Annotated in this window: 16 protein-coding genes and 1 pseudogene; 8 read left to right on the top strand and 9 right to left on the bottom strand. The window is 68.0% G+C overall.

Annotated features, from left to right (window positions below):
* Positions 1-150: 150 nt before the first annotated feature.
* The 3 genes and pseudogenes from SSP24_RS17765 to SSP24_RS17755 all read right to left on the bottom strand — a co-directional run.
* A pseudogene (locus SSP24_RS17765) lies at positions 151-640 on the bottom strand (IS630 family transposase); the annotation flags it as partial.
* 2,877 nt (positions 641-3,517) lie between these two features.
* Positions 3,518-4,420: a UTP--glucose-1-phosphate uridylyltransferase gene (locus SSP24_RS17760; protein ID WP_141310551.1), complete on the bottom strand. Its 903-nt coding sequence runs from the start codon at positions 4,418-4,420 to the stop codon at positions 3,518-3,520.
* 1,746 nt (positions 4,421-6,166) lie between these two features.
* Complete coding sequence (locus SSP24_RS17755; protein ID WP_141310550.1) at positions 6,167-6,742, bottom strand: hypothetical protein; 576 nt, start codon at positions 6,740-6,742, stop codon at positions 6,167-6,169.
* Positions 6,743-6,871: 129 nt separating this feature from the next.
* On the opposite strand from SSP24_RS17755, the gene SSP24_RS17750 reads away from it, so the two are divergent.
* Positions 6,872-8,119: an NsdA family TPR-like regulatory protein gene (locus SSP24_RS17750; RefSeq protein ID WP_229865468.1), complete on the top strand. Its 1,248-nt coding sequence runs from the start codon at positions 6,872-6,874 to the stop codon at positions 8,117-8,119.
* Positions 8,120-8,195: 76 nt separating this feature from the next.
* Positions 8,196-11,408, top strand: coding sequence for a Tn3 family transposase (locus SSP24_RS17745; protein WP_167529617.1), 3,213 nt, complete (start codon positions 8,196-8,198; stop codon positions 11,406-11,408).
* A 141-nt stretch (positions 11,409-11,549) separates the two neighbouring features.
* Here SSP24_RS17745 and cynS read toward each other — a convergent pair whose 3' ends face one another.
* The 3 genes from cynS to SSP24_RS17730 all read right to left on the bottom strand — a co-directional run bounded on the left by cynS (position 11,550) and on the right by SSP24_RS17730 (position 13,257).
* Positions 11,550-12,020, bottom strand: coding sequence for a cyanase (gene cynS, locus SSP24_RS17740; RefSeq protein ID WP_141310548.1), 471 nt, complete (start codon positions 12,018-12,020; stop codon positions 11,550-11,552).
* Between the two features lie 133 nt (positions 12,021-12,153).
* Complete coding sequence (locus SSP24_RS17735; protein WP_132935022.1) at positions 12,154-12,747, bottom strand: carbonic anhydrase; 594 nt, start codon at positions 12,745-12,747, stop codon at positions 12,154-12,156.
* A gap of 36 nt (positions 12,748-12,783) precedes the next feature.
* Complete coding sequence (locus SSP24_RS17730; protein ID WP_141310547.1) at positions 12,784-13,257, bottom strand: nuclear transport factor 2 family protein; 474 nt, start codon at positions 13,255-13,257, stop codon at positions 12,784-12,786.
* 129 nt (positions 13,258-13,386) lie between these two features.
* Between SSP24_RS17730 and SSP24_RS17725 the strand changes: the two genes are divergently transcribed.
* The 5 genes from SSP24_RS17725 (at position 13,387) to SSP24_RS17705 (ending at position 16,515) form a co-directional block, all read left to right on the top strand.
* The gene (locus SSP24_RS17725) at positions 13,387-13,971 is read left to right on the top strand and encodes a TetR/AcrR family transcriptional regulator (RefSeq protein WP_141310546.1); all 585 of its coding nucleotides are present in this window, start codon (positions 13,387-13,389) and stop codon (positions 13,969-13,971) included.
* A gap of 192 nt (positions 13,972-14,163) precedes the next feature.
* On the top strand, positions 14,164-15,033 hold the full coding sequence (locus tag SSP24_RS17720; protein ID WP_141310545.1) for a recombinase family protein: 870 nt from the start codon (positions 14,164-14,166) through the stop codon (positions 15,031-15,033).
* Positions 15,034-15,062: 29 nt separating this feature from the next.
* Positions 15,063-15,245 carry a hypothetical protein gene (locus SSP24_RS17715; RefSeq protein WP_229865450.1) on the top strand — a complete coding sequence of 61 codons (183 nt, stop codon included), beginning with the start codon at positions 15,063-15,065 and terminating at the stop codon, positions 15,243-15,245.
* Between the two features lie 48 nt (positions 15,246-15,293).
* Positions 15,294-15,827 carry an NUDIX domain-containing protein gene (locus SSP24_RS17710; RefSeq protein WP_141310713.1) on the top strand — a complete coding sequence of 178 codons (534 nt, stop codon included), beginning with the start codon at positions 15,294-15,296 and terminating at the stop codon, positions 15,825-15,827.
* Between the two features lie 133 nt (positions 15,828-15,960).
* The gene (locus SSP24_RS17705; protein ID WP_141310544.1) at positions 15,961-16,515 is read left to right on the top strand and encodes a GNAT family N-acetyltransferase; all 555 of its coding nucleotides are present in this window, start codon (positions 15,961-15,963) and stop codon (positions 16,513-16,515) included.
* Between the two features lie 13 nt (positions 16,516-16,528).
* Here SSP24_RS17705 and SSP24_RS17700 read toward each other — a convergent pair whose 3' ends face one another.
* The gene (locus SSP24_RS17700; protein ID WP_141310543.1) at positions 16,529-16,990 is read right to left on the bottom strand and encodes an excalibur calcium-binding domain-containing protein; all 462 of its coding nucleotides are present in this window, start codon (positions 16,988-16,990) and stop codon (positions 16,529-16,531) included.
* Positions 16,991-17,162: 172 nt separating this feature from the next.
* Between SSP24_RS17700 and SSP24_RS17695 the strand changes: the two genes are divergently transcribed.
* The gene (locus tag SSP24_RS17695) at positions 17,163-18,089 is read left to right on the top strand and encodes a hypothetical protein (protein ID WP_141310542.1); all 927 of its coding nucleotides are present in this window, start codon (positions 17,163-17,165) and stop codon (positions 18,087-18,089) included.
* A 16-nt stretch (positions 18,090-18,105) separates the two neighbouring features.
* Here the strand turns inward: SSP24_RS17695 and SSP24_RS17690 are convergent, their stop codons facing one another.
* Together SSP24_RS17690 and SSP24_RS17685 are read right to left on the bottom strand one after the other, a co-directional pair.
* Positions 18,106-18,531 carry a TIGR03668 family PPOX class F420-dependent oxidoreductase gene (locus SSP24_RS17690; RefSeq protein WP_141310541.1) on the bottom strand — a complete coding sequence of 142 codons (426 nt, stop codon included), beginning with the start codon at positions 18,529-18,531 and terminating at the stop codon, positions 18,106-18,108.
* A 47-nt stretch (positions 18,532-18,578) separates the two neighbouring features.
* A complete protein-coding gene (locus SSP24_RS17685) occupies positions 18,579-19,523 on the bottom strand; it encodes an SMP-30/gluconolactonase/LRE family protein (protein ID WP_141310540.1) in 945 nt (314 codons plus the stop codon).
* Positions 19,524-19,681: the final 158 nt, after the last annotated feature.

The raw sequence follows: 19,681 nt of genomic DNA, 5'->3' as shown, positions 1-19,681 counted from the left end.
TTGGCGTTGGTTGCCGTTGAACCTGTGCGAAGCCGTTGTGCCCTTGTTGTGCCCTCCACATGCGGCTGGGTCCCGTCACTAGCCGTCACCGCAACGGCCCCGCCCTGATTTTGCATCTCCTAGGGCGGCCGTTGTTTTGCTAATGCCGCATCAGGCAATCTTCGCCCTGTCGACGACGGCGCATAGGCCCCGATCGTCGGCGTGGCGGTTTCGCCAGATGATGTAGCGGCGGATCACGCTGCCCTGCTCGTTGTGGTCAGCATGATCCGTGCCGTCGAGGGTGAAGGAGCGCAGGGCCGCGAACTGGGTCTCGATCCCATTGAGACACAGACGATCGTGATCTGCACCGTCAGTGGGTAGAGGGTGCGCAGGTAGCGGCAGAACTCCAGTAATTGGGTGCGCTGCTTGATCGGTTTGATGTGGCCATAGAGCTTGTCCTTGGCCAGGTCGAGTGCAGCGAACAGGTGCCGTACTTCGCCGTAGCGGTTGTAGGTCGCCCGCCGCCGTCGGCGCGGTTCGCGGTCGGCGTCCTTGTGTTGCCGCCACGGTCCGCCCACTGGCGGCCCGGGTGGGGCATCAGGTTGAGCGGCCTGAACTCATCCATGCAGAAGACGATGAGCCGTGGGCGACTCCTGTTCGGCGGTGACGGGGACCGGTCCGTGCCCGAGCGGGCGGCGCATGCTGTTCATCACCGCAGTGTCCCAGGCCCGAAGGGATCTCAAATCCGGACCCTCGAATGAGGCAGGTCAGCAGGCTGGTTACCGACAGCAATCACAGTTGGGCGGCCCTCCCGAGATGCACCCAAGCCGCCTCGGGGAGAGCCTGATAGTGGGCTACGTCGATTTGACGCCCCCTAAGGTCGGCTCCAACATCCGCGAGGTTACGTGATGAAGCCGGGACATTTCGTAGCAGCCGCAATTTTGCTGACCCCTATTCCGTGGGCAGGTATGGTGGAACCCGCCGCGGCGGCTTACTCGCACATTGTCGTTGTTCACGGAAATCTCCGCGCCATAGGCTGTGGAGGATTCCTTGACAGAGGATGTCAAGTCGCGAATCACCCCTATCGGATTCAAGTCACCCTTAAGCACGACAGTAGGACTGCACGCCGCTGGATGAATGTGTGTGCTGGCGGTGAGGCCAGGGGCGAACTGAGTTTCCGGATAACCCTCAACAGCAACGAGTCTGTTTCGGTGACACCAACCTTGCTGCTATATGAAGGGGCAAACTGTCGAACCACCGATCTCGATGGGCAGGCATATCCTCAAAGTCTGGTTCTGCCTGGCGGTAGAGGATCGACGGGAATGACCATTGGGGTGTTCAACAGGGAGCTACAATCGGGCGACGAAGCTTGGGCTAAAATAACCTTCACTCACAGTCTCTGGCCGTGATGCTCGCCGACTGGCGTCCTATTGCGATAGGGGTTAAGCAGAGGCGCCTCCAGTCGAGTTATGGGTAGTCGAGGAGAACTCGTTGCCGGTTACCATCCGTTAACCGATCGGCTTCTGGACGACCCGACCGAAGTCGGGTTGCCGGCGGCGCCAGTTCACCACCACCGCTGCCCGGCCCACCCGCCCCACCTCCGCCAGCAACACCGGTCCTGACCTGGGACGACCGAGGCGAGGTCGGCGAGCGGGGAGCGGCGGCCCGCGCGGGCGGTGTGCACCGCCCGCCAGTCCACCAAGGGACGGACGACTGGAGCATCGCCAAGTCGACCGCCGAGAAACGGGACCACCGTAACGCCGCCCTGCCGCTTGTAGTCGACCTCCACCGAACCCACCGGGGACACCCAACCGAGCCTGACTGGTCGAAGTCGACCCTGCGGACACCGAGCCGCCGTGCGGCCTGGTCCGGGCCCAACGGGACGTACCGATCGAGGAGGGCCGGGAGATCCGCGCGGCGCGCCAAGGCCACCACCTGGTTCGGGTGAACGTACGGGAAGAACTCGACGTCCCCATCGAGCGGCACCAACTGGCCGGCTCGGACGAGGTGGCCGGACGAGGCCGGGCCCCGTCTCCCCTCGCGGGAGGTAGGGCCGGGCCCTTGGGTCCTTTATGCGCGCTTCTCCGGTAAGTGGCGCCCCTTGGCCAGAGGGTGCAGTCTGGAATTGCGGATGCTATTACGCCTCACCGTAAGGCCAGGTTAGGCCACCGGACCCCGATCGCCATCCCAGCAAGATCGACGTTTGGCGGAGTGCAAGAGTCTGCTGTGCCATTGTCAGGCACCGAAGGCGGACCGATGCATGGCTGGCTGAGAGCCTATGCCCCATGTCCCACCCCCGACCGGTAGTCGCGTGCTCGAGGGGAGCCGACGCGGTGTCCAGCGAACTGAGCGCGAGATCGGAGAGGTTCAGCAATGAAGCTTGGACGTGTTATGGCAGCTGTAGCTCTGCTGGCCCCCATCCCATTCGCGGGCATGACGGAGCCCGCTGCGGCAGTGGACTCTCACACTGTCCTCATCAGAGGGAGTATCAGCGCGCACGACTGCTGTTCAATATGGGGCGGAAATGAATGGAGGTCCGAAACCGTAAAGAGCGACGACGTACGCACACACAACCGCCCTTGGGTGACCACTTGGAGATCGGTGTGCGCAGGCCAAGAGGCCAGGGCTGTGCTGCTAGTGGACATTTTCCTCAACAACCAGGAAAAGGTTGTCGTAGCGGCAACGCTAAAGCTCTACGAAGGGGCCTCTTGCAGCAGCAACGACAATGACGGTGAGGACTATCGGGCGACGACGGTCGCCCTGGGTGCATCGCGGCAAGTGGACCTTGCGGTGGACAGTCACGAATGGGGATCAGACGACAAGGCCCGTGCGAGTTTCATCGTGCTTCACGGGTGAACCCCTGCCGTTTGGCGCTTCCTGGTGCCGTATCACGCAATGTTCGCCCTGCCGTGACGAGCCGTCCGGAGTACGGGTCCGGACGGTAAGCGTCCGCCACGCTGTCCCCGTGGCTGAGCGTGTGCGGATGTGTGGGATCGATGACGACGAGGGGTAGCGGCTGCTGCGGATCGTTCGCCGGGCACCGGGCCAGTGGTGACCTGACGGCGGGCCCAGATGGTGCTGTTGTCCGCGCAGGGCATGGACATGACCAAGATCGCGACGGGATGGGCTTGGGGTCGCCCATCACCTTCTGCAAGGCCCGGTATGCGTTGCTCACCCGGTTCAGAGCACTCCTGCACTGCTGCTCCAGATCCTCGAACGACTCGCTCATCTCGCTTCCCTTCCAGCCGCTTTGGAGGTGGGGCGGGAGGCTACGACCGCGCCCGAGGGTCCCGCAAACAGCTCGCTTACGGGCCAGCCTGGGCGCATGCAGATGTGACGGACCCGCTGTTGTGCTTATGAACGGCATTGAGATCCCCGTTACGGCAAGCCAGGCCGGTTTGATACGCACCGACAGCGCAGCCGACCTGTTCGATGCCCTCCCAGGCATCCTCCGCAAGCCCGATGGAAGGGAAGCCGAGTTCGCCTGGGCCCGCCCCGCTTGGACCGCAAGGCAGGCAGCAGCAAACAGCCCTCTTCGCTACTCCGTGGGCTGGTCGAGTTCCGCGGCGAGCCGGCGCAGATGCGGGCCGTACTCCGGGTCGGCCAGGGCGGCGGCGAACTGGGCGGTGAGGTAGGCGAGCGGGTTGCCGGTGTCGTACCAACGCCCCTGGATGACCTGCCCGTACACGGCCCGGTTGCCGGCGTAGGCGTTGATCGCGTCGGTCAGGTAGATCTCGCCGGTCTGGTGCTCGTACCAGCGCTTGGTCTGTTCCCGCAGCTCGTCGACGATGCCCGGGGTGATGACGTACCCGCCGATGGCCGCGTACGCGGAGGGGGCGTCCTGCGGCTTGGGCTTCTCCACCAGGCCGGTGATGCGCAGCAGGCCGTCGCCGAGATCTTCCTTGACGACGGGTACGCCGTACCGCTGGGAGTCGGCCGGGTCCATCGGCATCAGCGCGAGGACCGGGCAGCTGGTGGCTTCGTACGCCCGGATCAGCTGCTGGGCACGCGGCACCTCGGCGACGAACACGTCGTCCGGCCACAGCACGAGCATCGGCTCGTCACCGAAGTTGCGGGCGGCGTTGAGGACAGGGGTGCCGTTGCCGTACGGGCCGTGCTGGTCGAGGTAGGTGATGTGCCCGAGCCGGGACAGCTCGCCGACCTCCTCCACGGCGTCCGCGTACGCCGCCTTGCCGTCGGCCCGCAGCTGCGCGACGAGTGCGGGGTTGGGCCGGAAGTGGTCCTGGATGAGCCCCTTCCCGCCCGAGACGACGATGGTGATGTCAGTGATGCCGGAGGCCACGAGCTCCCGGACGGTGTGCTCGATGACGGGTTTGTCACCGACGGGCAGCATCTCCTTCGGCGTGGCCTTGGTCAGCGGAAGAAGCCTGGAACCGAGGCCGGCGGCGGGAATGACTGCCCTGCGGATGGTCGTGGCCATGGAGCCCCCCAGAGGTGAGGTCGGTGTCGCGGACGCGGACGTCGATGTGGTGCCGGTGAGTGTCCCATCCGGACGTGTACCGCCGAGGGACTGAGCATGCCGGTGGTGTGGAGGAGGGAGGCCCTTCGCTTGGCCTTTGATTCCCCCCACTACCCGCAAGCCGCCGTGCCGATGCGGCGTGCGTGCGAAGCGCGGCCGCGCCACTCACCGCAGGCCCACTGGCCAACGAGCCCCGGCGCATCCCACGTAGGACCCCGCTCCTCTCCGGCCGCCCGCTCGCTTCTCTCCCGTGCCGCAGTGAGCCGAGTCAGGGGTGGCCCGCAGGGCCATCGCCGCAGGCGACGCGGAACGCAGCGAAGCGGAGTGCAGCGCCCTTGACTCGGCTCACGGAGGCACGACACTGACAGAGAAGCGGGCGGCCCGACGGCAACCCTGCCGTTGGCGAGGCGGCCAGGGCTGGGGCTGGGATGTCGCCGGACCCTCACCCGCGAGGCCACCGGGGTGGACGACAACGCCTTCGCGCGGGTCGGCGACCGTGGTGATCAGGTGACCGTTGGTCTTGTCGGCTGCGAGGCCACGGGTTTGAGCCACGCGCAGGATTGCAGCCGGCTCTCAATACCCGCGTCTCCGTCCTCACGACCTGCCGGACAAGGCCCCGCCATCCGCCACGGGGAAACAGACGAGCGGGGCCGGTCTTGCGTCAGCGGGTCTCCGCCTGCTCCAGGCCCGCCTTACGCGGGCTACCCGGCGGGACCGGGTCCGGATTCGGCGGTGCGGGCGAGGTGGCGAGAACTACCCTCGGCACTGTGTTCCCCTCCTTCCTGAGGTCGGGAGCCAGACGTCTCGACCACTTGACCTTTGGAGAGTGAGAGTGGTCGGGGCGTCATTCCGTGCGTGACGGCCGCTGCGTTCGGCTCTCACCCCCCGGGCCACAGACGGGGCAGATATCCACACCAGCCAGAAGCGGCATCATCTGCTGGTCACGGTGCACCCGGCAGTGCCTTCGGCCCCGTACCTGGTCGATCTGCCGTTCCTCGTCGGCCAGCTGCCGGGTGGTCAAGGGGCGGTATCCGTTAGCGGCCATGGGCGCGCTCCTAGGCGTTGTCGTCCGGGGGTGGAGTGGGTGGGTCGTCGTCGGGCTTCGGCACGGGCGGCCAAGTCCTGACGGCTCCGAGACTGCTGCGCATGGCACCTCCTCTCTGCGCATGTGCCGGCATCGGTCAAAGCCGGTCATCGGGATTGCAACCCGCCCCCAGGCTCGGCCTCTCCAGAGTGGGGACATGGGGCGGGGCTTGCGGGCCCGCCCCCGCCGGAGGCTTGTGTTCCTCCGGCAGGACGGGCGTTCGGTGGGTACGACCCTGACCGGTGGTCGCCGCGGGGCCCCTCTTCACCGGGGCGGGGTGGCCGGGACTGGTCCGGCGTGGGCATGGGCACGCTGTGCGTGCGTCATGTGCGATCGACGTGGACCTGACCATCCCCATCCGCCCTCTGAACGCCGATCCCCCACATGAGGAGCCCGGCCACGACCACAAGGGCGGTGAGGTACACGATGACCCGGAGGCGCTCACGGTTCGGCAGGATTCGCCCTGCCGCTCTCCCGATACGCCGTGAGGTAGACCTTGCCCAGCCGCCTCGCCTCGTCGCAGACGGGATCGCGGACTCGGAGTCGTTCGCTGCACTCCCGGCAATTCGAGACGTGGTCGCTGTATGCGTGGAATTCGGTGTCCGCCCGGACCTCGGTGCCGCTCACGCGTCCAGCCCTTCCACCAACTGGTGGCGCCCGGCTGCGATCAGCCGAGCGACGGTGAGCGGCGCGCACAGCACGCCAGCCGAGGGCATCGACACCGACCAGTACGGGGCGTGGGTCGCAGGGTTGCACTCGACGGCGCTCACCGGCGGCACGCCGAGGTAGCTGTCGCGGCCGAGGCAGTCGATGTCCATCGTCCGCCAGTCGTCCACCGCCTGGCGCCATGTCGCGGGCATGCTGGCCGGCACCAGGGCGTAGTAGCGGGAGTGATGCGGATCGCAGATGACAGGGCCGCCCTCAAGGGCCTGGTCCAGGAAGTCGTCCAGCTCGGATGTCTCAGTGCTCGCCGTCAGTGCGACCACCAGGCGCGCGGGGATCCGTACAGCGGAGAAGAGCGTGCCCAGCGGCAGCAGCGCCGCCCCGTACTCCTGCCACTGCGCGCGTGCCCGACCGGGCTCCGAGAGCGTCGACAGCAGCCAGTGCTCGACTGCCAACCGGCGGTCGGAGCTGGGGTGTACGAGCACGCCGGGCTCGGGCTCTACGGGCTCAAGGGCCCGCGCGGGCAAAGTCGTCATGCTGCGATGCTGGCGGCTTTAACCTAGTGTGCGGGAGTGTGTACGGGGGGTGAGTGTCATTGGTTGGTTCACACACTGTGTGAACCAGCTGTCGTTAGGCTCCACACAGTGAGTGAATCGGGGGCACACATGGAGCCGAACACCCTCCTCGACGCGCTGCTCGACGAGGCCGGGATGTCCCGCGTGGGGCTCGCCACACGTATCAACGAAGCGGGCGTCGCCCGTGGCAAGTCGATGCGCTACGACCACAGTTCGGTCATTCGCTGGCTGAAGGGCCAGCGTCCCCGCGGCATCGTCGCGGACCTGATCTGCGAAATCCTCACCACGCGGTTGGGACGCCCGCTCACCCTTGAGGACATCGGCATGGGCAACGCCGACGCGCCGCAACCCGCCTCCACGTCCCTCGCTGGATTCATCGAGCGGTCCACTGCACTGTGGCGGGGCGACCTCCAGCAGCGGCCGGAGCTGCTGACCGCCCCGGTGATCACCGGGCTGCCGGCCGTCGGTCCGGTCTGGGAGTGGGAGAACCCGCCCGACGACGCCGATGTCTCCCGCAACGGCACACTCCGGGTGGGCATGTCGGACGTCGAGCTGCTGCGCGGCGCCCGCAGCCACTACGAGCAGATGTACCGAAAGGCCGGTGGTGTCGCCACGCGCGCCCGCGTGCTGCTGTTCCTCAACACCGAGACGGCCCCGCTGCTGCGTGGGGCATACACGGATCCCACTGGGCGCGAGCTGCACCGCGCGGTTGGCGGCCTGGTCGCCGTCGCCGGGATCTGCGCCTACGACTCCGACGCCCAGGGCCTGGCACAGCGCTACTTCTACCAGGCGCTCAGGCTCGCGAAAGCCTCGGGCGACCGGGCATTCGGCGGGTACGTTCTCGCTCTGCTTGTCAACCAGTGCCTCTACATGCGCGAATACCGGCAGGCGGTCGCGTTCGCCGAGGCGGCCGTACGAACGGCAGGCCATGCCGTGTCGCCCGCCCTCGCCTGTGACCTGTACGCGATGCAGGCCAAGGCGTTCAGCCGCATGGGCGACCATGCGGCCGCCCACCGCGTCACGACCCTGGCTGAGACCGCGGCCGGGCAGATCCGGCCCGACGAAGAACCAGCCGAGACGGGATATGTCCAGCCCGGGCTCCTTGAGGTCAACCTGGCTGATGCGCTGATGCGGCTCGGCGACGTGGCACCAGCTCAGGCCTACGCGGCCGAGGCCGTCAAGACGAGCGCCCACGAACGGGGCCGCGTCCACCGGTTGGCCACTCTGACCGACTGCCAACTGCGCGCCGGAGAAGCCGAGCTCGCAGCCGCCACGGCCCAGAGGGGGCATGACCCAGATACGCCAGAAACCCGCCACGGGATGATCTTGGTGCGTTGAGTGCCCCTGCCCCGTCACCCGTTGGGCTCAGTGTCGTTGGTGGTGACGTTGAATGTCGTCCGGGGCGGAGTGGTCTGTGACCTCGATCGAGAGGACCGCGTATCCGCGGTTCAAGCGGCTGATCACCGCGCACGAGCTGCACCTGTTCTTCGCGCCGAGTCGTGACGAGGTCGAGTGGGCCGCCGCCCGTACCGACTCTGACGAGCATCTACTGGCCCAGCTGCTCGCGCTCAAGTCGTTCCAGCGCATGGGGTGCTTCCCGAAGCTGGACGAGATCCCCGACACGGTCGTCGACTTCGTGCGCCGCTCGGTCGACCTGCCGGAAGACACGGTGCCCAGAGCGGCGAACCGTACGGCGGAACGACAGCGAACCGCCGTACGGCAGCGGGCTGGCCTGTCGTACGACAAGGCGAAGGCTCGGAAGATCGCCGAGGCGGTGATGCGGAGTGAGGCGGTCTCGAAGAACCGCCCGGCAGACCTCATCAACATCGCGCTGGAGAAGGTCGTCGAGGCCGGGCTGGAGCTGCCGGGCTTCACCACGTTGGACGCGCTCGCGGCGAAGGTCCGCACCGAGGTGAACGCCTCGATCTGTATCGGCATCTACGACCAGCTCAGCGAGGCCTACCGCGAGCGGCTGTTGAACCTGCTGTCGGAGAAGAGCGAAGACGGCACCACGAAGTACAACAGGCTGAAACAGTCGGCCAAGGCGCCGACGTGGTCGCACTTCCGCGACCAGGCCCAGCACCTTGGGTGGGTGGACGAACTGGGCGAGACCGGGGTGTGGCTGGCCGGTGTCGCCTCGGGGAAGATCACGGGCTTCGCCGGTGAGGCGGACGCTGCGGATGCGCCGGGGCTGCGGGACTACGGCCTGGTGAAGCGGCTCGCGCTGCTGGTGTGTCTGGTGCACAAGGCGCGGATGCGGGCCCGCGATGACTTGACCACGATGTTCTGCAAGCGGGTCGCGTTGCAGGTCAAGCGGGCAAAGGTGGAGCTGGAGAGCATCCGGGAGCAACAGCAGGCCATCGTCGAGGCGTTGATCGGGAACTACCGCACGGTGCTCCAGCACATCGACGCCGGCAGTCCCGTCCAGGCCGCGCGGGAGAAGGCGGCGGCGATGACGGCCGAAGTCCTGGCGACGGTCGGCGAACTCGACCAGGACGCGGAGCCTGACGCCGTCGCCGCGCTGCTCGGCGACGGGCTCGCGCCCGCCCTGCACACCATGGCGAAGGCCCTGCGCGTGCAGGCTGGCGCCCTGGGATCGCCCGCGGCGGCGGTGGACGACTTCGGCGGGTTCGAGGGCCAGTACGAGCAGATCGAGAAGGTCGCGGCCCACCATGACAACTACTGGGAGGTGCTGCTGTACGGGCACCTACTCAAGGACCGCTCCACGATGTACGACCTGACCAGCCGCCTGGAGTTGCGGGCCACCTCCGAGGACAACCGCGTCCTGGACGCACTCGCACACGCCCGCCGGTACAAGACCTCCCGCGACTACATCCCGGAACGGCACGAGGACGGCCGCCCGGTCGACATCTCCTTCGCCACGCTGAACTGGCAGAAGGCCGTCCGCGACAAGAACCGGCCCGGCACCTTCGTCCGCAGGCACTTCGAGGCGATGGTGTTCACCGCGCTCGCCGAGGAGTTGCGCACCGGCGACGTCGCGGTGGCCGGCTCCGAGGAGTACGCCGACTGGAGCGAGCAGCTGCTGCCCTGGGAGGACGTCGAGGCGAAACTGGGCGACTACCTTGGGGAGGTCGGCCTCGCCGAGCCCGGCGATGCGGTGCCGTACGACGCGGTCGCCTTCCGCCGGCAGCTGGAGGACAGGCTCACCGCGGCCGCCGCGGCGGCGGACGCCGGGTACCCGGACAACGAGGGCCTGGTCATCGACCCGGAGTCCGGCATCCCCTCCCTCAAGGCTCACCGCTCCGAGGGCCAGCGAGGCTCGGCGAAGGCCCTGGAGCAGGAGATCAAGGTGAGGATGCCGGAACGCTCACTGATCGGGATCATCTCCCGCACGGCGTACTGGGTGGAGTGGTGGCGCCGCTTCGGCCCCTCCTCCGGCAACGAGCCGAAGCTGAAGGATCCCTTTGGCCGGTACGTCATCACCACCTTCGTGAAGGGCACCAACATGGGCCCCTACGAGGCCGCCCGCCACATCCCCGGCGTCACCGGACACGAGCTGTCGCTGGCCGCGAACCGGCACTTCTCCATCCCGACGCTGAACGAGGCAATCGCCGACCTGGTCAACGCGCACGCCCGCCTGGACATCTCGCAGGCGTGGGGCGACGGTTCCACGGTCGCCGCGGACGGCACCCACATGGACACCTACCTCAACAACCTGCTGTCCGAGACCTCTGTGCGGTACGGCAAGCCGGGCGGCATCGCCTACCACCACATCTCCGACACGTACATCGCGCTGTTCACGCACTTCATCCCATGCGGCGTGTGGGAGGCCGTCTACATCATCGAGGGCCTGCTCAAGAACACCTCCGGGCTGAAGCCGACCACCGTGCACGCGGATACGCAAGGTCAGTCGTTTCCTGTCTTCGCCCTGGCCCACCTGCTGGGCTTCGACCTGATGCCCAGGATTCGGAACTGGAAGGACCTGACGTTCTACCGGCCCACGAAGCAGACGGACTACGTCCACATCGCGGCCCTTTTCGGGGAGCCGGGCCGCAACGTCATCGACTTCGAACTGATCGAGTCCCAGTTCCGGCACCTGATGCGGGTGGCGATCTCCGTGCGCGAGGGCGCCATCTCCTCCACGCTGCTGCTGCGGCGCCTGCGCGCGGGCTCCCGCAAGAACGCCACCTACACCGCCTTCCGTGAGGTCGGCCGCGTGATCCGCACCGTCCAGCTGCTGCGCTACCTCTCCGACGCCCCACTGCGCCGGCGGGTCACCGCAGCCACGAACAAGGTCGAGGCGTTCAACGGCTTCTCCCAGTGGATCGGCTTCGGCAACGGCGGCGTCATCACCGACAACGACCCCGTCGAACAGGAGAAGACCACGAAATTCAACGCTCTGCTCACGAACGCGGTCATCTTCCACAACGCCCTGGACATCGCCGAGATCGTGCGCCAGCTCCAGGAGGAGGGCCACGTCATCGACCCCGAGGACCTGGCCCACATTTCGCCGTACCTGACCGAGCACATCCGCCGCTTCGGCGAGTACTCCACCCATGAACTCGGCTTTCAGCCCGAGGCGTACGACCCGCACTTGGACGTCGACTTCAGCCCGCTGCGCGGCGACGGCCCACCCGCCCCGGACGGCTACGGCCAGGCCGCCTGATCCCCGAGGCCGTCGTCGACGACAAGGGGAAGATCGAGCGCATCCGTCCGGCCAGCAAGCGTTGCACGCCAACGCGCTCGGCCGGCTCCCGCTCTGCAAAGACCAGCGCGGGGGGCCGGCCGAGCGCGGCCCTCCCGTGACTCAGAAGGGCTTGGTCGGCAGGTACTTGCCGTCCAGAGTGATCACGGCACGCTCGCCCCCTTCGGGGTCGGCGACCTTCTTCACGTCGAGCTTGAAGTTGATCGCGCTGATGATGCCGTCCCCGAACTGCTCATGGACCAAAGCCTTGAGGGTAGTCCCGTAGATCTGGACTATCTCGTAGAAGCGGTAGATGGTCGGGTCGGTGGGGATGCCGCCCGGGATCGAGCCGCGGGTCGGGACGGCTTGCAGCAGCTCCACCGTTTCCTCGCCCAAGCCCAGCAGGTCTGCGACGGCCCTCGCGGACTGCTCGGGGAGAGCGTGTTGGCCCAGGACGGCGGCGGTGGTGAAGGCCGCCGACAGGCCAGCGGCATCCGCGATCTGCTGCCAGGTGAGGTTCCTGCGGGCCTTCGCCTCGACCGCAGCGTTGGTCAGGGCCTGACGGGCGGCGGGGTCGAACTGAACATGTACCACGGGGCAAGTTTCCTTTCCTTCATGACTTGTCGTGTCGCTCCACGCGCATGACGGCCGCAACGGCGGGCCGTGGGCGTCCGTGGTCCCCGGTGGCGGCGCCGTGCCGGGGACCACGCGGGTGGCGGGTTGAACGTCAGGCCGCGAGCGTGCTGTCGGCGTCCATGGCGCCGAGGTCTTCGACGCGGCCTGTGGCGATGTCGAAAGCCCAGCCGTGCAGGGTCACCGTCTTACACGCCAGGGCGCGGGCGACCGAGGGGTGCGTGGCGAGGTTTGCCAACTGAACGAGTACGTTCTGGCGGACCAGCGCCGACACGTCCCCGGTGGCGGGTGTGCGGGCGGATGAGGCGTCCGCGTGCCGCAACCAGTCGGCGATCGCCGGCGTGCCGGTGAGGTCTCGGCGCTCTGCCAGGGCCGTCATCGCGCCGCAGGCGGAATGTCCGCACACGACGATGTCGGACACGCCCAACGCGGAGACGGCGTATTCGATGCTGGCCGTCACTCCGTCGACGCCGGGGTTGTAGGCGGGGACGAGGTTGCCGGCGGTTCGGATCACGAAAAGGTCCCCCGGCTCGCTCCCTGTGATCAGCTCGGGGACGACGCGGGCGTCCGAGCAGCCGATGAACAGCGTGTGCGGGGTGTGGTTCGTGGCCAGGTGGGCGAACAGGTTCGCCTTGGCCGGGAAGACATCCCGCTGAAAGCGCGCAACGCCCGCGACGAGGTCTCGCATGGGCCACTCCCTTCGGTGGTTGACGAGAACGCGTCCTCAGAAGCCGAAATCGCTGAGGCCGGGGTGGTCGTCGGGACGGCGGCCCAGCGGCCAGAAGTACTTGCGCTCGGATTCGGCGATCGGGAGGGTGTTGATGGATGCGTGGCGGGTGTGCATCAGGCCATGCTCGTCGTATTCCCAGTTCTCGTTGCCGTAGGAGCGGTACCAGTTCCCGGCGTCGTCGCGGTGCTCGTAGGCGAAGCGCACGGCGATGCGGTTGCCGTCGTAGGCCCACAGCTCCTTGATCAGCCGGTAGTCGAGCTCGGTGTTCCACTTGCGGGTCAGCAACGCGACGATCTCGTCTCGGCCCGTGGCGAACTCCGAGCGGTTGCGCCAGCGGGAGTCCACCGTGTAGCCCAGCGACACCTTCTGCGGGTCACGGGTGTTCCACGCGTCCTCGGCCAGTCGGACCTTCTCGATGGCGGTCTCCCGGGTGAACGGGGGCACCGGTGGGCGGGTCGTGTCAGTCATATCGACTCAGCTCCTTCGAACTCTGGGGCTCCCGAAGGTCCAGCGGGCCTCGGAAACCATCGGAGAACGATCGTTCTCGCGACATCTGCTAGCGTAGAGAACGTTGGTTCTCCGCGCAAGGGGGCATAGATGCTGGACCAGGAAACGGCACGTGAGCGCGCGCTCGAAGCGGCCGAGGAGCTGTTCTACAGCCGGGGCATCCAGGCGGTCGGGATGGATGCAGTGCGCAACGCTTCCGGGATATCGCTTAAACGCCTCTACCGGCTGTTCCCCTCGAAGGAAGAGCTCGTACTGGAATTCCTCCGGCAGCGGGACTCGCGGTGGCAGCGCGCCCTCGCCAGCTACGTCGACGCGCAGTCGAGGACCGAGGAGCGGATCGCCGCCGTGTTCGACTGGCTGTACAAGTGGTTCTCCGAGCCGGATTACCGCGGGTGCGCCTTCATCAACTCCTTCGGCGAACTGGGCGCGGTCTCGCCCGAGGTCGCAGAGCAGGCCCGGCACCACAAGAAGGCCTTCCACGACTACCTCGCCGGCCTCGTCAGGGCATCCGGGCGGCCTGCCGAACTGGCCGATCAGCTCGCGCTCCTCGCCGAAGGAGCGATCACCACCGCAGCGATCTTCGGTACGCCTGAACCCGCTCACCAGGCACGAGAGGCAGCGCGCTTCCTGATGCACACGCATCCCGGCCCTGATCTCCCAGAACTACGGCGATGACAAGTAGCTGAGGCGGCATTCAAGCCGCCCGGGTTGGCGGCAGTGGCGATCGGGGAGCCCGGCGAGGGTCTGTTTCATAGGTGACCGCTTGTGAAACACCGCGCGCAGCGACGATCACGCTGCACGTTTCTTGTTTCACGGGTCGTTTCAAACTACTGGGCAAATGAAACGGACACATGAAACAGTGATCATGTGAGCGACGACTACCAGCATGTTGAAGCGCACGACTGCCCCATGTCCACCTGCGCCGCCCCGGCGGGCTCGCCGTGCCGCACCACCAAGGGCCGGGTGGCGATCCAGTACCACACCGCCCGGTTCCGGCTCGTGCCCGCGCTGGCGAAGGCGCTGAACATCCCGGTGCCCCCCGTACGCAAGCCGGGCGCGGCCTGGGTAGAGCTGCCCCGCCCGGCCGGGGCCGGCGCCGAAACGGTCGGCCGCGTCCGCATCGGCTACGCCCGCGCGTCGACCGCCCGACAGTCGCTCGACTCCCAGCTCGACTCCCTCAGGGCGGCCGGGGTCACCCGGATCTTCTCGGAGAAGATCTCGACCCGCGCCACCAAGCGCCCGGAACTGGAGAAGGCGGTCAGCCTCGCCCGCGAGATCCGCGCCTCCGGCGTCGCCGTGACCCTTGTCGTGCACGAGCACAAGCGGCTCGGCCGCGGCATGGACCTCGCCGTGCTCGCCGAGGAGTTGCGTGCCAGCGACGTCGGCCTGCAGTTCCTCACCGGCGACCTCCAGGGCTCCCACGACCCGGGCGGCGTCGTCTTCACCGTGCTCGCCGCGATGTCGGGCATGGAGCGCGAGTACATCCGCGACCGGACCCTGGAGGGACACGAGTCGGCCCGCCTCCGGGGGAAGGGGATCGGCGGCGCCAGCGTCACCGACGACGACATGCTCGGCATGGCGCTGCACCTGCGCGAGCAGAACCTGAGCCTGCGCGAGATCGCCTCCCGGCTCGTCATAACCAAGGGTGCCAAGAAGGGCCAGCACCCCTCCCCGTCGACCGTCATGCGCATGCTGCGCGAGCACGACGCACAGACCGCTGCGGTCCCGGCGTCGTAGACGTCCCGTCAGGCATTCAAGATCATCCCGTGGCGGGTTTCTGGCGTATCTGGGTCATGCCCAAGAGCGTGCTGGACACGATGCAGGGCATGGAGTCCCGCCGGCTGAACGACCGGCTGGTGAAGCTGCGCCGCACCATGACCCAGCTCGGCAGCCGGGCCACCACCGAGGTTGTGGAACGGATCGACGACACGTTGCGGATTCCCCTGTAGGCGGTCCGGCGTGCTGGGATGACCAGGTACCCGACGAGAGGCGTGAGTGTGTCTGTGTGGCGGAACCTCGGCGAGCGCACCGTGTACGAGAACCGGTGGGTGACCGTGAACATGGCCGATGTGGAGTTGCCCGACGGGCGGCACCTGGACCACACCGTCATCCGGCTGCGCCCCGTGGCCGTGGCCACGGTCGTGAACGAGGCGAACGAGGCCCTGCTGCTGTGGCGGCACCGTTTCATCACCGGCGCCTGGGGCTGGGAGCTCCCCTCGGGTGGGACGGGTGAAGGCGAGGATCCGGCAGCCGCGGCCGCACGGGAATTCGAGGAAGAGACCGGGTGGCGGCCGGGCCCGATGCGACTGCTGATGGCCGTCGACCCCATGCCGGGCATCTCGACCAGCCATCACCGCGTGTACTGGTCGGACCAGGCCGAGCACGTCGGCGACCCGCGGGACGCCTTCGAGTCCGCTCGCCGGGAATGGGTCCCGCTCGCGCGTGTCCCCGAGTTGATCACGCGGGGCGAGATCCGGTCGGCGAACGCGGCCGCGGCGCTCCTCATGCTTCATCACCTCCGACTCGGCTGACCTCAGCGCTGCAGGATCACTCCAGTAGGAGGAGGGGTGCCCCGGGCCACCAATTCGGGTTCCACATTGAGGAGTCCATGCTGCGCTGCCAGATCGCGCGGCCGATGCCATCCGGCCCAGTACAGTCCGGGACATGTATCCGGTCCATCGCCTCAGCCAGCGCCTGGAACTCCGCGAGCTCCAGGCGGACGACGCCGACGCCGTGTTCGCCATCTACGGCAGTGATGCAGCGACCGAGCACCTGTCGTGCGAACCGCGCACGCTCGACGAAGTCAGGCAGATCGTGACCCGGTCCATCGAGACGGCGAAGGCGACGCCGCGGTCCGAGTACGCGCTCGCCGTCGTCGAAGGCAGTACAGGCGCGCTCGTCGGCTTCGGCCGACTGGCGTTGGACCCCCACCAGCCCGGCGGAGCCACGATGGGTTTCGCACTGCGACCCGTCTCCTGGGGCCACGGCTACGGAGTCGAGACCGTACGGCTACTGTTCGCACTGGGCTTCGAGGAACTCGGTCTGCACCGCATCTGGGGTGCACGGTCACCGGTCAACGAGGCTTCCGCAAAGGCGATGGCCCGTGCCGGGATGGTCGAGGAAGGCCGGATCCGTGAACACGTCCGCAAGGGCGGCGCGTGGCGTGACTCCATCGTCCACGCGATCCTTGACCGGGAGTGGACCGCACAACGCACGTGACCGGCTGGTCGTCTCAGGTCTCACAAGCCACGCCGTCATCGTCACGATCCAGGTGTGAGGCGTAGCCGGGCTCGCCGCGGTAGAGGGGAGCGGCGCCGGCTGCGCGGGCCTCGCTGCAGTTGCCGTAGTAGACGTCGGTGTCGGACGAGTCGTCGGAGCCGGTTCCGGCTGCGGGTTCGGCGGTGACCGTCTCGGTCGCGGTGACCGTCTTCGTGACAGTCACCGTGGGGGCCGGTTCCGCCTCCGGGGTCTGCGTCACCGTCGCCGTCGCGGTGACCGTCTCCGTCGGGGTCGGTCGGGCGGACGCCGGTTTCGCGTCGGTCGGCTTCTCTCCGTCGCCGCTGCCCGCGCCGGCACCTATGCCGAGGAAGAAGGCCAGGCCGAGCGCGGGGAGTACGTACCGTTTGCGAGCCCACCTGGGGGCGGGGCGAACGGCGGGCGGTGGCGGTGGCGGTGGGATGTACGGGTTGGTCATGTCGTCCCCCCAGACGCGTTGCGTGAGGGGATGAACGTATTGCCCGGGCCGCATGGCACATGGGCGATGTGGCCATTCTGTGACCCTTCTGTGTGGGAGAGGTGGGGGTCGTGGTGCCGGTCTGTGCAGCGGTCAGGGAACCGCGGCCCGCCCACCTGGCGTGATCACGAGAATGACGCAGACGAAGAAAGCAGGGCCCGCGATCGCCCATCTGGCGGCCGTCTGGCTGTTCGGGTGCGTCCTGACCGGGGTGCAGTTCCAGGCGGTGCTCATCGCCCTCTTCGCCGGTGGAACGGCTCCACTCGCCGTCGTCGTCGGCGGCGGCGTTGCCGCCCTTGCGGTGCCCGCGCTCGCCGGTCTCGGGACCGCCGCCCGCACGATCGTGCCGCTCACACGCCGGAGGCGCGGGCTGTGGGCCTGGGCAGTGTGCGTCCACGCGCTCGGCACGATCGGCGCGTTCGGGGTAGTCGTGGTGAACTTCCAGGTCAACCGTCTGGAGAACGGTCTTCTGCTCTACCCGGCCGGGGGCATTTGCTACGCCCTCGCCGCCGCGCTCCTCCTCCCGGACACCCGCGTCAAGCTGGGCGCTCTCGGCGCGGCGGCCGCCCTCGCCGTCGGCGGGTCGTACGCCGCCTGGGACGCCACGCGGCCCCCCACCCTCGACGAATGGCTCACCGCCAACGACGTGGACCGCGCCCTGCTACGGATCGGCGACCCGCCGCCGGGTTACACCCTGCGTGTCCTGGGCGCGAGCGAGGACGGCTTCGGCGCCGACTACAAGCGGCCCCACTCGGACGGACTCCACCTCGCCGTGGCACGCACCGGATACGACACCCGGCGCGCCGACGCCCGCGGCTGCCCCGTCCCCTTCGGCGAACCGATCCATTGCACGGACGACGGTGGAGGCCGACAGCTGGTCACCTACGAGGGTGGGTACGAGCACCAGGAACTGCGCCTGCGCCGTGACGGACTGACATACACCGTGACCTTGCAAGGCACCGACAACGACCTGACCGCAGCCCGGCACATCCTGTCGACGCTCAGACCGGCGACCGACGGCGAGCTCGACAGGCTGCGGGAATTGCCGATGCGGCAATAAGGACCCAACGAGTACTTCACAGGGGTTGTGCGTACGCCCAGCCGCTCCACCGGTCCACCCGAACGGCGACCGCGGGACCCTGGGGCGGGGAGTCCTTGTGCTGCTCGTACTTGCCGCACAACAGTTCGACGGCGTGACGGCGTTCCTCCCCGTCCTCCAGGACCTCCCCACGACCGTCGGCACGGGCCCACCACAGTGCCGACCAGTCCTCGTCGTAGTGGTCGACCAGCACCGCCACGGAGGGGTTCTCCCGGATGTTCCGCAATCGCCGCAGGTCCCAGGTGCTCTTGGGCTTGTGGTCCACGGCGAAGTACAGGACGTCGTCGAGGACGACGAAGGTCACTGGTACGGCGTGGGGCACCCCGTCGGCGTCGGCTGTCGCCAGCCGTGCGACGGGCGAGGTGACGAAACGTTGCCTGGCGTCGAGGGGCGACAGCTTCATACGTCCACCGTAGTCAGGTGCCGCCCCCGTCAACGTACGTGCGCGCGTCAGAGCGAAACTGCCACCCCGTTGAACGTCGTCTCCGGCGTCTGCGGGCTGGTGAAGCGGGCGTTGACCAGGTAGAGCCGGTTGCCGTAGCGGGCCGCGGTGGAGGGGACGTCGAAGCGGGGGTCGGTGATCGTGCGGGTCAGGGTGGCCGTGCGCAGGTCGCGGGACAGGGTCCAGACGCTGATCAGGTTGAGGCGGTTCTGGACGACGTACAGCGTGCGGCCGATGCGGACCAGGCCGTCACCGTTCACGACCGAGTCCGCGCCGGTGAGGGTGATCTTCGTGGCGGTGCCGGTCTTGAGGGATACGTGGTACAGCTCGCCCGGCGTGCTCTTCACGACGATCAGGCCGCGTCCGTCGGGGGTCGTCACGATGCCGTTGGCGTTGTTGGCGTCGGGCGTCTGGGTCCAGTGGCCGGTGAGGGGCAGGGAGCGGACCTTGCCGTCGCCGTCGCGCGGGACGCCGTAGAGGATTGCCGCGCGGGAGTCCGTGAACCAGGCGCGGTCGCCCGTCAGGATGACGTCGTTGATGAACTGGCCAGAGGTGGCGGTGAGTTGGTACGTCCGTATCAGGCGTCCGGTGCGGGAGCTGATCACGCGGGCCGTGCCTCCGCCGCCACCGGCCACGTACAGCAGGCCGTCGTGGTCCAGCTTCAGGCCGATCGACGCCGTGCCGGTCGCGCCGGGGTGGACGGTCTCGTACTCGCCCGTGCGCAGGTCCGTGCGGAGGATGGCGCCGTTGGCGCGGGAGCCCATGTAGGCGTACGGCCTGCTGCCGATCGTGATGCCCTCGGGGAGGAAGCCGTCGGGGAGCGGGAACTCCGTCGGCCAGGTGGTCTTCGTGCCGGCCTGTGCCGTGCCGGTTCCGGCGGCCACCGTGAGCGCGGCGACGGCCGCACCGCCGAGCACGGCGCGCCGGGACGGCTGGGGGTGGTTCCGAGTCATGTTCGCGCCTCCGTGAGGGTGGGGCATGAAAGGTCGGTGGGACTCGATGAAACTCCACGTTCCCGGCGGGCTAGACCGGCTCGACGAACTCGACAGGAACTCGACAGCGACCGGGTGGACGACTGCCTTCCAGCGTCCTCGTGTCCCACCGACATCTC

Origin of the sequence: Streptomyces spinoverrucosus (assembly GCF_006539505.1) — a bacterium.
Taxonomy (GTDB): domain Bacteria; phylum Actinomycetota; class Actinomycetes; order Streptomycetales; family Streptomycetaceae; genus Streptomyces; species Streptomyces spinoverrucosus.
This window is presented reverse-complemented; position numbering and strand designations above follow the sequence as displayed.